The sequence below is a fragment of the Anaerolactibacter massiliensis genome (genome assembly GCF_900290205.1).
GTDB classification, from domain to species: Bacteria; Bacillota_I; Bacilli_A; order Erysipelotrichales; family Erysipelotrichaceae; genus Bulleidia; species Bulleidia intestinalis.
This window is the reverse complement of sequence record NZ_OLMH01000002.1, coordinates 117343-129775: the sequence shown is the minus strand read 5'-3', so window position 1 is coordinate 129775 and position 12433 is coordinate 117343. Positions and strand designations below refer to the sequence as shown.

The 12433-nt window shown below is 51.5% G+C and carries 22 protein-coding genes; 1 reads left to right on the top strand and 21 read right to left on the bottom strand.

The window, feature by feature from the left end; translation table 11 throughout:
* Positions 1-9: 9 nt before the first annotated feature.
* From C7E00_RS16135 to C7E00_RS16130, 14 genes are all read right to left on the bottom strand, one after another.
* On the bottom strand, positions 10-150 hold the full coding sequence (locus tag C7E00_RS16135; RefSeq protein ID WP_167836455.1) for a hypothetical protein: 141 nt from the start codon (positions 148-150) through the stop codon (positions 10-12).
* Between the two features lie 38 nt (positions 151-188).
* Complete coding sequence (locus C7E00_RS04170) at positions 189-566, bottom strand: hypothetical protein (RefSeq protein ID WP_105303101.1); 378 nt, start codon at positions 564-566, stop codon at positions 189-191.
* A gap of 26 nt (positions 567-592) precedes the next feature.
* Complete coding sequence (locus C7E00_RS04165; RefSeq protein ID WP_105303100.1) at positions 593-1201, bottom strand: major tail protein; 609 nt, start codon at positions 1199-1201, stop codon at positions 593-595.
* An 8-nt stretch (positions 1202-1209) separates the two neighbouring features.
* Positions 1210-1722 carry an HK97-gp10 family putative phage morphogenesis protein gene (locus C7E00_RS04160; RefSeq protein WP_135358155.1) on the bottom strand — a complete coding sequence of 171 codons (513 nt, stop codon included), beginning with the start codon at positions 1720-1722 and terminating at the stop codon, positions 1210-1212.
* A 2-nt stretch (positions 1723-1724) separates the two neighbouring features.
* A complete protein-coding gene (locus tag C7E00_RS04155) occupies positions 1725-2066 on the bottom strand; it encodes a hypothetical protein (protein WP_105303098.1) in 342 nt (113 codons plus the stop codon).
* On the bottom strand, positions 2047-2424 hold the full coding sequence (locus tag C7E00_RS04150; protein ID WP_105303097.1) for a hypothetical protein: 378 nt from the start codon (positions 2422-2424) through the stop codon (positions 2047-2049). Before C7E00_RS04150 ends, C7E00_RS04155 begins: the two co-directional genes overlap by 20 nt.
* Entirely contained in the window at positions 2405-2731 is a 327-nt protein-coding gene (locus C7E00_RS04145; protein WP_105303096.1) for a hypothetical protein, read from the bottom strand. Before C7E00_RS04145 ends, C7E00_RS04150 begins: the two co-directional genes overlap by 20 nt.
* Positions 2732-2760: 29 nt before the next feature.
* Entirely contained in the window at positions 2761-4149 is a 1389-nt protein-coding gene (locus tag C7E00_RS04140; RefSeq protein ID WP_105303095.1) for a phage major capsid protein, read from the bottom strand.
* A gap of 1 nt (position 4150) precedes the next feature.
* Entirely contained in the window at positions 4151-4759 is a 609-nt protein-coding gene (locus tag C7E00_RS04135) for an HK97 family phage prohead protease (RefSeq protein WP_105303094.1), read from the bottom strand.
* Complete coding sequence (locus C7E00_RS04130) at positions 4746-5963, bottom strand: phage portal protein (RefSeq protein ID WP_105303093.1); 1218 nt, start codon at positions 5961-5963, stop codon at positions 4746-4748. Before C7E00_RS04130 ends, C7E00_RS04135 begins: the two co-directional genes overlap by 14 nt.
* Complete coding sequence (locus C7E00_RS04125) at positions 5964-7733, bottom strand: terminase large subunit (protein WP_105303092.1); 1770 nt, start codon at positions 7731-7733, stop codon at positions 5964-5966.
* Positions 7723-8082, bottom strand: coding sequence for a P27 family phage terminase small subunit (locus C7E00_RS04120; protein WP_167836454.1), 360 nt, complete (start codon positions 8080-8082; stop codon positions 7723-7725). The genes C7E00_RS04125 and C7E00_RS04120 overlap by 11 nt, the downstream gene beginning before the upstream one ends.
* Positions 8083-8200: 118 nt before the next feature.
* Positions 8201-8599, bottom strand: a complete 399-nt coding sequence (locus C7E00_RS04115; protein ID WP_105303090.1) for a hypothetical protein — start codon at positions 8597-8599, stop codon at positions 8201-8203.
* On the bottom strand, positions 8589-8759 hold the full coding sequence (locus C7E00_RS16130; RefSeq protein WP_167836453.1) for an FmdB family zinc ribbon protein: 171 nt from the start codon (positions 8757-8759) through the stop codon (positions 8589-8591). Before C7E00_RS16130 ends, C7E00_RS04115 begins: the two co-directional genes overlap by 11 nt.
* 951 nt (positions 8760-9710) lie before the next feature.
* Between C7E00_RS16130 and C7E00_RS04105 the strand changes: the two genes are divergently transcribed.
* A complete protein-coding gene (locus tag C7E00_RS04105; protein WP_105303089.1) occupies positions 9711-9914 on the top strand; it encodes a hypothetical protein in 204 nt (67 codons plus the stop codon).
* Positions 9915-9926: 12 nt separating this feature from the next.
* Here the strand turns inward: C7E00_RS04105 and C7E00_RS04100 are convergent, their stop codons facing one another.
* The 7 genes from C7E00_RS04100 to C7E00_RS16125 form a co-directional block, all read right to left on the bottom strand.
* Positions 9927-10364 (bottom strand): DUF2335 domain-containing protein, encoded by a 438-nt coding sequence (locus C7E00_RS04100; protein ID WP_204378558.1) that lies wholly within the window; start codon positions 10362-10364, stop codon positions 9927-9929.
* Complete coding sequence (locus tag C7E00_RS15975; protein ID WP_135358154.1) at positions 10324-10515, bottom strand: hypothetical protein; 192 nt, start codon at positions 10513-10515, stop codon at positions 10324-10326. Before C7E00_RS15975 ends, C7E00_RS04100 begins: the two co-directional genes overlap by 41 nt.
* Positions 10516-10611: 96 nt before the next feature.
* The gene (locus C7E00_RS04095; protein WP_105303087.1) at positions 10612-11007 is read right to left on the bottom strand and encodes a hypothetical protein; all 396 of its coding nucleotides are present in this window, start codon (positions 11005-11007) and stop codon (positions 10612-10614) included.
* 9 nt (positions 11008-11016) lie between these two features.
* Entirely contained in the window at positions 11017-11526 is a 510-nt protein-coding gene (locus C7E00_RS04090; protein ID WP_105303086.1) for a hypothetical protein, read from the bottom strand.
* Positions 11511-12047 (bottom strand): class I SAM-dependent methyltransferase, encoded by a 537-nt coding sequence (locus C7E00_RS04085; protein ID WP_239928529.1) that lies wholly within the window; start codon positions 12045-12047, stop codon positions 11511-11513. The genes C7E00_RS04090 and C7E00_RS04085 overlap by 16 nt, the downstream gene beginning before the upstream one ends.
* Positions 12025-12222 carry a hypothetical protein gene (locus tag C7E00_RS04080; protein ID WP_105303085.1) on the bottom strand — a complete coding sequence of 66 codons (198 nt, stop codon included), beginning with the start codon at positions 12220-12222 and terminating at the stop codon, positions 12025-12027. Before C7E00_RS04080 ends, C7E00_RS04085 begins: the two co-directional genes overlap by 23 nt.
* Positions 12219-12386: a hypothetical protein gene (locus tag C7E00_RS16125; protein ID WP_167836452.1), complete on the bottom strand. Its 168-nt coding sequence runs from the start codon at positions 12384-12386 to the stop codon at positions 12219-12221. The genes C7E00_RS04080 and C7E00_RS16125 overlap by 4 nt, the downstream gene beginning before the upstream one ends.
* Positions 12387-12433: the final 47 nt, after the last annotated feature.

Genomic DNA, 12433 nt, shown 5'->3' with positions numbered 1-12433 from the left:
TTCTGCCGTTTATTCCAAGCGCATCGCCTCTTCGTAGGTCCAGACTTTCGTCTCCTTCGCAGGCAGTGCGCGGTTATTGTCAATCAAATAGCAGGAGATCATGTCTCTCATCTCGCCGTAGCGAGTGTTCAGGATCTCCTGCTTCGTCATGTTTAGCTTCCGCCCGTAGTAGAGATACCAGGACAGATTCAGACGGATTCGTCTGTCCCTGGTGCGTTTTTTGCGCCTTTAAGCGCGGGGATCGGCTCGGTCTTCACGGCTGTCTTCACTCCGGCAGCCATTGCTGCAGTGAGTTCTGCCTCCAGCTTGTCCAGATCCCAGAAGCTCATGAAGTTCAGATCGTCGTCCGTGAGGTAGTCAGGACTGTGATCCGGATCTTCATAGTGCAGGTGATCCTCTGCCGCATGATTCAGAATCAGAGCCAGCTTCTTGTCCACCTTCACCTTGTTCCTGCCTTCGTAGATCTTGCTGAAGTTCGCGATGTCCTTGCCAGGGCAAAGCTCGCTCACGTCATCGGCAGCGCCGACCGTGAACTCGAACTTGCGTTCCTTGCCGTTAATGATCATTTGAGCCTTTCCTCCTTGTTCTCAGCTCAGGCTGTGACGCCGAGCTTCTTCTTCAGTGCATCCAGAGCTTCCGCTTCGGTTGCGTAGTCCTTGCCCATGTACTTCCAGTTGTGTTTCGCATCGTCGCCTCTGAACATGTCAGCGGTGAGCTCCTGCGTCTGGAAGTCGATGGCATCTTCCTGCGTTGCAGCAGACTTTTCAGGCTGCTGGAATTTAGCCTTGACAATGATCGTCGGCTGCCAGGACTCCACGCCTCCGGACATCCATCTTGTGATGTAGCCGATGCCGACGTATGGAGCCTTTGCATCATCACCGTAAGCTGTCCAACCATCAGAATCAGCCTCCGGCAGGCCAAGGATGAACCTCTCAGCCTTTGCCAGGAGACCGTCAACGGTCAGCTTCACGGTGCCGCCGGTGAACTTTCCGCCGGCAGACTCTGCTTCCTGGTTGTTGGCGTAAAACTTATTCTCGTCGGATGTAGTCGGGGACGGTGTCACATTGACACCACGCGCCAGCTCCATCGCTCCGCTGTACGTGATCGCGCCAGCGGATGCTGCATACTTTGCCACGTAAGGGAAGGAAAAGCCGGTTGCAACCTTTCCTGCTTCCGTGAATGTTACTTCCTCATCTGCCATGATTATTTTTATTTCATCCTTTCCGCTATCTGCTTATCCAGTTCTTCCTCCATGGCCTGCTCTGCTTCCTTCCGCGTTTTGCGGACTGCCGGCTCGATGAAGGGTGTCTTCTTTCTGAACGATGTGCCAGACTCGACCGCCCTGGCGATCATTGCATTCGCCTGCCTGGTGGATGTCCATCCGGCTTTCACGTTCTTGTCTGAGACTTGAGAGTTATAACCGTCTTCGCCGACCTTGACGTTCACGAAGCCGTCGGAATCTTTCATCTTGCTGATGCCAAGCCCATCGATCAGGCCCTGCTTCTGCGCTGAGGTGATCGTGTCGATCGGATCCGCCTGCGTCCCTCGCCTGGAGTTCCTTCCGGAGACCTTCAGGTTCTGGATGTTGGCCTTGATCTGATCGGTGACAATGCCCGCAGCCGGATAGATCGCTTCGCCGATGATCTCAGCCGTGTCAGCGTTCAGCTTCTCCAGCTGCGCTACGTACTTGTCGCACCCGTCTCCGACGATCCACTTCGCCATGATCAGATCACCCAGAAGCGCCACTCGTAGTGGATGAGACCAGTCTGGTCCTCGTACTGGACGCTGTTGATCTGAGCCTTCACCCGCTGAGACTGAGAGAAAGCCGCCGTGATGTCGTCGATAAGCGTGTCGAACTCGTTCGGAGTGAAAAAGTCGATCGTGCCAGTCAGCACGATCTCCTTGCTTGCATTGTTGACATGCAGCGCAGTTTCCTGCGCATCTTCCTGCCAGACGACGAAGCGCTTCGTGCCTGCCGGTCTCCGGTAGTGGAAGACGATGTCACCGCCCACGTTCACGAGTACATTCCTGACGATCTTCAGTTTTTCACTCACTGATACAATCATAGTTTTCCTCGATTCTCATGAGCTGCAGGCTGTACGTTCTGAGGTTGTCCTCATCGAAGCCTGCCTGGACGTTCGTGATCCGATACTGGTCGCCGTTCTCGTTCTCCTGCCCGCTGTAGTCCTTCAGGACTGCGAACTGGCCGATCTTCGGGCGCTTGTTGTCGGCTGAGATCCGGATCAGCATGTCCACCTGCTCATCGGCACCCCTTGCGAGGTACTGGCGCGTCACGCCTGCAGTCAGTTCACTGAACGGCTGCGTGTATTCCGCTTTGAGCTTATAGACAGGCATGTCTCCGGCTTCCGCTGTATTCACCAGGCTGGCGACTGTCACCAGTCCATCATCCTGAAGTAGTGTCATCGCTTGCAGATCCTTTCTCGGAGAACAGACGGTCGCGCAGCATGATCTGCAGCATGCGAGGCTGTCCGCTTTCACCGCTTGCCCGTTTCCGGTAAAGCCACGCAGCGTATGCTTCGAGCAGCTGCTGGTCGCTGATCTTTGCCAGATCCAACGTGATCCCTGTCCGTGCGATCATTTCCTCCGATGCTTTGATCAGGTTCTTAAGATAAGCAGAAAGGTCGGAACTGGCGTATGGCTTCGCCAGATCGACCTTCAGCCAGCTGAGGACCAGTTCCTCGTTGTCACTGAGTTTTTCTTCCTCTGCCATTGTCAGCTCCTCCCTCTTTCAGCTTTTTCTCAGCCTGCAGCTGTACCTGCAAACGGATGCTTGCTGTCGATTGCTGCAGTCGGTGCGGTTGCGGTCAGAGAGATCGCCAGGAATGCGTCAGCGAAGACAGGCTTGCCATCATAGCGAGCGGTGCCCTTGAATACTGTCTGATCCTGGACGAAACGGTTCTGGTCGGACATTGCCAGGCTGACATCCTTACGTCTGCCGAGCAGGTATCTGGAAAGGTAGCCGCCGACGATCTCATCATCCGGAACGAAGTCTTCCTCGATGATTGTGCCGCCCTCTACCGGCATGGAACCGTTAGCGCTGGAAACCAGTGCGCCGGCTGCGTTGACGTTCAGAGCTGCGGCTCTGAGCTTCATGTTTGTCTTGTGGTTGACGATCCAGACAGTGTTTCCTGCCGGATGCTTCAGATCTCCGGATGCCTCAACGAATGCAGCGAAGAGTGCCTTGTCGGTCTTTGCTCCGAGTGTTTCCTTCGTTGCAGTTGCAGCGAAGCCGGTCGGCATCTTTGTGCCAGTGCCGTAGACGATAGCCTTGTCTACTGCGTAGCCGATGCCGTTTCCGATTGCATCGAACAGCTCGGAAGCCAGGTTCACATCACTGTCTTCCAGTGTTGCATTGCAGACCGGAATGAAGCCACCGACGCGGTACTGATCGATGTCCTTGTCTGTGAATACGACGTTAAGCTCTGTCAGATCAGCGCATGCCTCTGTCCAGATTCCTTCAGGAATGTCGCCCATGATCGTCTGGCGTGCATTGCCGGCGATATCTACGGTATTGACCAGGCCGATCAGCTTGGAATACTGCTCGATGCTGGACTTGACCATCGGAAGCATGACTTCCGGAATCAGCAGATCACCGCCGGTGATGCCTCTTGTCTGTCCCTTGCCGAGTGCGCGGACGTTTGCCAGGAATGCCTTGACATCGTCACGCTGTACGAATGCAGTGCGCTCTTCGTAGCTGATATCCTTGAAACGCTTATTCATGATTGTTCTCTCCCTTTCCTCATGGGTTTCTCCGGCTGTTCTGTTCTCCGGTGCCGGTGCCGGTTCTGCAGGCTTTTCTTCCTGCTTTGCTTCCAGATCACGGAGCTCTTCCTCCGTGCTGTTGATCTGTCCCTGAAGTGCTTCCTCTTCAGCTGCGGATGCAGCGATGGCGTCGTCGTTCTCCTTCTTCTCGGACTCGTACTTCTCCACCTCAGCGTCTACTGCTGCCCTGTCTTCTGCAGGTGTTTCGTCAGTCACTTCTTCGATGGCCTTCTTGAGGTCTGCTTCGCGTGTCTCGAACTCTGCATTCTTGGCGCGCAGTGCTTCGGTCTCGGCCTTCTTTTTCTCCAGCTGAGCGTTGAGGTCGTCGATCTTCTTTCTCAGCAGGAGAGCTCTCAGTGCTCCCATGTTATTCTCCTTTCGGTCCTTCGATCTTTGCCATCATGCGAGCCTTCCATGCGTCCAGCTCCCGCTTCCTGATGTTCTTCGCATCGTTCATGCGTGCGCTGACTTCGGTGGTCTCGTATGCCGGGAATGTGCAGACACTGACCTCGTAGAGCTTCACCTTCTTGATCGTCCAGTGGATTGAGCCATCCTCGCGGATCTCGGCATCCTCGTCCAGGATGTCAAAGCCGAACGAGCACTGGTTCACGTCGCCGCGCTGGACTCTTGCGTACAGATTCATGGCGTCTTGATCTTTCGGATTGATCGTAACGTCTCCATACAGTCCGTGAGAGTCGATTTTCAGCTCACCAGTATGAGCTGAGGTGCGGCCGAGGACCAGCCTCGTGTCGTGGTCGATCAGAAAGCGGACATCGCCGGAGATCGCATCATCGAATGCGTGCGGATCGATGCTTTCGCTCATCTGGTATCCCATGTCGTATATGCCGTCGAATACGGCAAAGTAGCCTGCGATGTGCAGGTCTTCGCTTCCATCCGACGCTTCCCGCGTTTCGAATTTTGTTTCCAGCGTCCTCATCTGACGGCCGCTGCGTGCTTCTGCGTCATTCTTCTCCATTGCTCTTTCCTCCGTTCAGTTTTGACTGCAATGCGATCATGTCGTTCGGGATGTAGTTCTCCAGAACTTTCAGTTCATCCAGGCCATCCATCGGGCTCATGCCGAGGCGGTCCCTGACTTCGTTGCCGGTTACATCTCCGCGATCCTGGAGCGTTGTGTAGACTGCAGAGATTGTCTGCAGATCGTAGTCCAGCAGGCTCGCGATGTCGAACTTCAGATACCACTTAGGTGACAGGATCAGCTTCTTCGTCATCTCCTGCTGCATCATGGTCATCACTGGCTTCAGCTTGGACTGGATGAAGTTGTTCCACTCCTTCTGCGAATACTGGCCGACTCCCAGAACGAACGCAGGCACGCCGATCAGCGCCGCCACCGTCTGAGTGTCCAGCTTCACGCTGTCGTTAATGGCCAGATCGGACAGGCTCAGAGGCTTCACCTGCTCGACGTTGATTGCCTCAGCAGGGACCACCCACGGCTCACCTGCTCGGCTTGTTGCAATGTAATCGTCCAGGAGCTTACGTCTTCCGGTTGGACTGCTGAACTCATCCGTCAGTGCGTCAACCTTGACCACCAGGGACGGCTTCCACTTTGACTGCATGAAGCCCTTCTCCGTAGCGGATGCCTGTCTCAGGTTCTCGGCCAGATCCTTCAGTGCGAAGCGGATGCCCTGCCCCTTCCATGGATAGTTCGGATCCGGATTGTAAATAAAATGCAGCACGTCGTCGGGACTGTACTGAACTCCGTCAATCATCACGGTGTAATCGTATCCGGTCGGATCTGCCACCAGGCTGAACCGATCCGCAGGGATCACCTGCAGGTCGTCCAGGAGCCCGTTCTTCGTCTTCACCCTCACGATGGCATTGCCGTCACCGTAGAGGAATAGATTCATCAGGATCGCCTCGATCCAGGTGCTCCTGGTCATGTGCTTCGACGGGTTGATGTCGATCTGCCTGCTCAGCTCGTTCTTGATCCGGACGTCTCCGCTGTCAGTGTTGGCCATCAGGTGGATGGTCATGGCTCCCGCCAGCTCTGCGATCCGCCGGAACCCTGCCACGATCTGCGGCACTCTGTCCAGCCTTGTATAGCCTTCAGGGGCCAGCATGTCGTGCGCTTCGTCGGTCAGCAGGAAGCCGATATTCGACGTCGTTGTGGTGCTCCTGCTCTGCTGTGATCTGTATGCTGCTTTCCTTTTCTTTCTGCTCATTTAGTCACCCCACCATTCGGCCGCCTTCTTTGCGTTTTCCAGGTTGGCCAGGTACCTCACACAAGCAAACACGGAAGCGTCAAACAGATCCATGCGCTGCGTAGGACTTATCTTTTCGTACATCACCATGTCGTCGGTCTTCTCGACGGCGTGGACGTTGGAAACACAATACTCGTAGGCCTCGGAGTGCATGTAGTAGAGCCTGCCATCCTTGGCTGCCTTCTCAATATGCCGGAAGCCTTCGCTCTTGACGTAGTAGTACTGCGGCTGGTCCACTTCGTTGAAGTGGTTCCGTTTCATCTCCATGAAGAACTCCCTGGCGAACTTCCGGTCGTGTCCGATCTGAGCGATCCGGAACCCCATCTTCCGCATGTTGATGAACCACTGGACCACGTCCGACACGTTCACGGTCGGGTTGTTGCACATCGTCAGCAGGCCATCATCGGCCCAGCCGAACAGTGGAATGTTGTCTTCCTCAGCCTTCCGGACTGCCTGCGTGATCGGGAAGAACGCGTGCGTGATCACGATGTCCACGTCGATGTCCTTCTTCTGATCCTTGTAGTTTCCATAGAGGCATGCAGCTGTGAGGTCGTACATCCTGGAAAGATCCGCTCCGCCGAACCACTTGATCGGCATCTTCGCCAGTTCTTCCAGTGTCCAGTCATATTTCCGGTCGGATCTCCGGAACTCATCGACATCGAACCACGCCTTCATCGCATTGGTGTAGACGTTCAGGGATCTGCTGAGGAAGTCCTTCCTCTGCTGCGGATCGTTGAGCGCCTGGTTCGCATCGTTCTCCATGTCTGACGGTCTGATCGTTACTCCGTATGACGGGTTCGCCTTCTCCCACTGGATCTGGTTCATGTAGTCGCACTCGCCTTTGTCGTTCGTGTCTGCGTGAGAGATAAAGCAAAAGTAGCTGTCATCCTTCACGGTGCCGTCCAGGATCTTCTCACAATACTGGAGACGCTGGTATCCGAAACTGTTCACGTTGTCGCCTGCGGTGGTGATGCCGATGACCAGCTTGTTCGTGTATGCCTTCGATGCTTCCTTCCAGCGGTTGTACTGAGCCGGAGACTTGAAGGCGTGCACCTCGTCCAGGATTGCGATGTTGCAGTTGAACGAGTCAGACGCCTGGACATTGTTGGCCAGTGCATTGATTTCCAGCGATCCTTCCGACTTTCCATCTGGACCAGGGAAGGAGATGGCTATGACGTGCTCCTGGTTGTTGTCCCTAATCGAGGTCGTCGGTTCCTTGTCGGTGCCGTAGAACTCGATGCTGTACTTGATGTCCTGGAATGCTTCCTTCGCCTGCTTCAGTGCAGCGGCAGCGATGTATATCTTCGACCCGCTCTTCCGCTCCAGTATTCCAAGCGCCCATGACAGCGCCGCGACGAACATGGTCTTCCCGTTCTTCCGCGGGATGTAGATGAACGCCTCATGGAAGCGCCTGATGTTGGTGCCTGCTTTGTACCACCCGACCAGGTTGTAGACGATGAACATCTGCCATGGCTGCAGCAGAAGCGGCTTGTTGACCAGGCTGTTGCCCTGCATGTCTTCGCCCTGGTGATGGACGAAAGTCTTCGCGATGATGTTGATGATAAAGTCCGGATCATGCGGCCGGAGCTCTATGTCCGTGCGCTTCAGATCATCCAGGAACCGCTGGCACTCTCTTACATTTCCGCTTGCCTTGACCTTTCCACTGACGACGTCCTGCGCATACTGCAGGACCAGCTTCTCATAGCTGACCGCTTTACGCTTATTCTTCAAGACTCTTCAATGCCTCAGCCAGGGAAGATCCAGTTTCTTCCGGCTGTCCTTCTGTCAGTTTCTTGAATCCTGTCGGCGTCAGCCCCAGCTCTCGCCAGTATTGAAGTGCGTCTCTGCGGTGTTCCTGAAGCTCTGCCATGAGCGGAGCTTTCTTTGTTCGGGAGTGCCCCCGATCGGTCTCGATCTCGACCGTGCTCTGCTTCCCGTTCGCGATGTATTTATTTCTCGCATTATCGTAGTCTTCCATGATGTCCGCCAGAAGGCTTATCGTCGGCAGGAACTCAGGCTTATACGTGCCGGCGCTCTTGCAGGATTTTATGATTTTCTTTTTCCAGTCTGCCTTCCTCACGCCGTGCCTCCGTTCCATGTGTTTTTTTCTTAAAAAAACCCGCTGGAGAGGGAAAACGGAACCCTCGGCAGTGAGTTCGATGCTTTAAAAATGATTTTGACCCCGGGGGGGCATCCCCTCAGATCCTTCCGTGCTTTGTTCCATATCTCGGAAGATCTCGACGACGATCCGCGCCGGAGTGATGAGTGACTGCATCAGGATGCAGCGCCAGCTGTTCGTCAGCGTCGATGCACTGCTTCTGTGCTGTCCTTTTGAGTAAGTCTACACCCTTCCGCGTCAGCTCGCCATTGTCTCCGTGAAGTTCCTGGTGTTCCTTCAGTGTGATGCTGATCAGGTTCCACGTACTCCACTGGAACTCAGGCCACCACTCACGCGGGAAGATGTGATGCACTACCTGCGCAGGCTTGGCGATCGGTGAGTACCTCCTGCTCAGTACAGACTGATACCGGTCACGCCTGAGCACTGACTCCCGCAGCTTCTTCCATCTGGTGGAGCTGTAGAACTCTTCACGATTCATCACGCACGTCCGGCAGCTTCTCCAGCACTGCGATCGCGTAGCCGAGTGCAATGGCTTCATAGCTGCCATGCTTGCAGCAGCATGTCTCTTTCTCCTGCTTCATCTTCTGCAGGATCTCGATGGCTTTGTCGCAGTTCACGATCTTGTAGTCGTATATCATGTGCTGGTGTCCTTCATGTACTTGATCCCCCACTGGCGAAGGATTCCGCAGTTCCACTCGTCGGTGACATTGGATCCGGAAACTTCAGTGAGAAATCGACGGGCTTTCCACAGATCGCACACACTGTCTGCGTCGCATAGATAATCTTCTTGTTCTTGTCAAATGCTGCACGGAAGTGCCCGTCTTTGTCAGGACGATTTCGCTTGTATTTACCCTGCCCCATTACCGTATGATCCCATTCTGCTTATCCCACCATCGGCGGTAAAGATCGCAGTCAGTTATTTCATCCGTGGACCAGCACCGGCTCTCACACTCTGTACACGGACATGTAGCGAGCTGCTGAATATGCCTGATCTCTTCCAGGTATTGAGCTTGTGTCATGTGAGATAGGTCATGATCTCTGTCGATGTCGTCCATAGTCGTTAACTCCAAAAAGAGACCGGGAATATGAACAGATGCCAGCCAGCGGCATTTTGGCAATTAAGAAGAAGGAGGCCCCGGTCTCACGAAAAACGGCAGCCATCTTTCTGACCGCCGTTCTTCACGATATCAATATAGCAGAACCAATTTGGACAATTTGGACGAGATTAAAGAAAGCTCGGAAAACCGCATAAATATGCGGAAATCTATTGCATATTATAGTGAGTATGCTATAATATCAATGTAAAGAAAGGAGGAATGCAAGCAATGGACCCGAACATATTAAAAGCCCTGCTTGAGATGACCACAGCAATTATCCAGCTAGCCACCGCGATAGTTCTGCTGAAATCATCTAAGAAGAGCTAACCAGCATGAGGAGCGAAAGCTCCTCTGCTTCGAATACATTTACATATTATCAGTGAAGGAGGAATAATTCAATGAACACAATTAACTGGATCACGCTTATCATCTCAATTACTGCGCTAGTTCTTGCCGTAATAAGTCTTATTAGTTCCGTTAGGAAGAAGTAAAATGTCAAGAAAAGCATCCGGAGAGTTTAACCAGATCAAGTATCAGAACGACTGGAAGAAACAAAACATGAAACAGGTAGGAGGATCCTACAAGACAGAATTCGTCGATGAATTTAAAGTAGCCTGCAAGAAGCTTGGTGTCTCACAGTCTGAAGTGATCAGGGCGGCGATGGAAGAAACCATCAGAAAAGCGGAAGGCAAATAGCCAACCGCTTTTTCATTCGCTATCGTTTTTGTCTTTCTTTGGGAAAAGAAATCTGTGTATTTCAAGAAAACTGGAAGCAATAGTTCCAGCACCTGCAATAAGAGAAACCCATTCTCCTAAACTGGAAACGTTTTTACCTATTGATACAAGGTACACACCAACCGCAAGGAATGCGAAAACAGTAAAGAAAGTAAATATTGTTCCAAGCAGTGTATCTCTTGCCTGGTACTTCAACGTTTTATTTCTCAAATCAATCTCATTCTCGTTATTCTTTTCCGCCATTTTAAGAATTCTGTCAGCGGCACCAGGCAATACTTGTTCGTATTTCTCGAGTTCAGAAGCCATTGGAATTGGCCCTGTGTATTGCTGAGCAACAAGAGTTGCCTGCGTATTACTTTCTGGAACATTGTTATCGTTCTTTACTACGGGATGCTTCGACTTGTTTGCCATATTCATCCATTGCTTCTTTCAAATTCTTTCCAGTTCTTCTCCAAGCCTCATAGACAGTTGAAGTCTTTGGAACAATGTATTGAACTTTTTTATTCATTAGATTTGGGTATTTCATGCCGTATCTAACGTATTCATAATTCTGCTCTGTCATGACGCCCTCCTGCTCCAATTGAATTATAGCGTCCAGTGAAATGCCTTTTCAAACAAATTGCATACGGGTTACTAAATTTTCTTTTCCCGTCAATCCCTATTTTTCCTTTCCAAACCACCTCATCAGCGCCTTCCTGGCGTTGTAATAGCTGTTCGCTCCGTATACAAGCCCTGATGTCTGCTTCCAGCTCTTGCCGTTAAGATAATGCCACCGAATGATGCTCTTGATCTCGCCGTTATCCAGAGACACAAGCCAGGCATTTACCAGATCTCTCCGATCAGCCATGTCGTTCAGCATCCGGTTGTACTTAGCTTGCAGATCCATGATCTTCTGCACCGCTTCTGAAGTAGGATCTCCAGGAGACAGTGGAGACTGCCCGATCTTCTCAAATGCCGGGGATCTGTATGTGTTGTACATGCCTTCGATTTCCTGCTGCACAGCCCTGATCTCGGAATTCAGGTAGCGCAGCTCTTCCAGCTCTTCAATTGTCATCCGCCAACCTCATAGCCCCAGCTCCTCAAGCGTGTACGCTTTGCCGATTTTCATGCCCTTATACATGGTTTCTTTTTTGAAAAGAGGCAAATCTATGTTGTAACTATCGTCAGACAAAGTGATATAAATGCGCTGATATTCGCTACTGGATGTGATATACCATACTCTGCAAATATGCTTCACTCTGTCTCTGAACGGCTTAATGAATGCTGACAGGTATTTCCGCTCCACATCGTCAAGAATCTGCGGATGAACTATAGATTCAAGACTGACCGGTTCTTTATCAGCACATGTAACATTTAGGAAAATAGGAACGTGTTTTGTACAGATCTGAAAATAGTCTCCGTTGTAATCCCATGCACAATAAAGTTGGTCCTTATCTCTATGTGGCTTATTTTTATATGCCCAAATCTTGCAGTCTTTCTCTCTTGCAATCCACTTGTAACCGTGTTCCAGTAGTGCTTTTGCTGTCTGAATTTCAATCTCGTTATATTTATTCATTGTCACTTTGTCTCCCATCCCACATCCTCGAATTTCATGAAGACTCCAAAAAACGTTTGCATTTTCTTCCCTGAATGTGTACCAAACAGAGGCTTTCGTCCTATGGCCTTCCACACCTTATCAGCAGGAATGTCATGCTCAGACCATTTGAATACAAGCGTACCGTATGGTGCTAATACTCGCATCCCTTCTGCGAAGCCATCATGCAGCATTGCTGGCCATGAATCATCAAGTTTTCCATACTTCTTAACCAGCCACGCTGTCTCTTTTGCCTGGATCAGATGCGGCGGATCGAACAGAACAAGAGTAAATGAATTGTCATTAAACGGAAGATCCGTGAAATCGCATTGTATGTCAGGATTAACAATCAGTTTTCTTTCTGATTTATCATAACGCCAAACGTTATAAAGCGTCTCTTTCCGCTTATCACAATAGACTGTATGCGGTTCATTTTTATCAAACCACATTGTCCGTGACCCGCATGTCATATCAAGGATCAGCTTATTATCTTCCTTTTTACTGCACATGTTTCCGTTCATCTTCTGCCTCCTCCTTCAGCCATTCTGCGATCCCATCTGCACAGACACTGCATGCACTGTCCTGCTTGTTGAACCGCATGCAGTACTGGCACGGATTGTCGAGATAGTTCTCAGACAGCAGAACCGCCAGCTTCTCGGCTGTCATTTCGCTCATGATCTTTTCGTAGTTCGTCATGATCTTTCCTCCAATAAACTTTCCAGCACATGGAGCCGCTTAGATGATTTCTGGTACAGCTTCCAAAGCTCGAGATTCATGTCCTGAGCGATCCGAAGTTTCTCGGAAAGCTCAGAATTTTTGATCTCTAACACACGAATTCTGTCTTTTGCTTCATTTTCCATATTCAACATCGCCTTTTGTTCTTACTTCTAAATCGGCAAAGCTATAA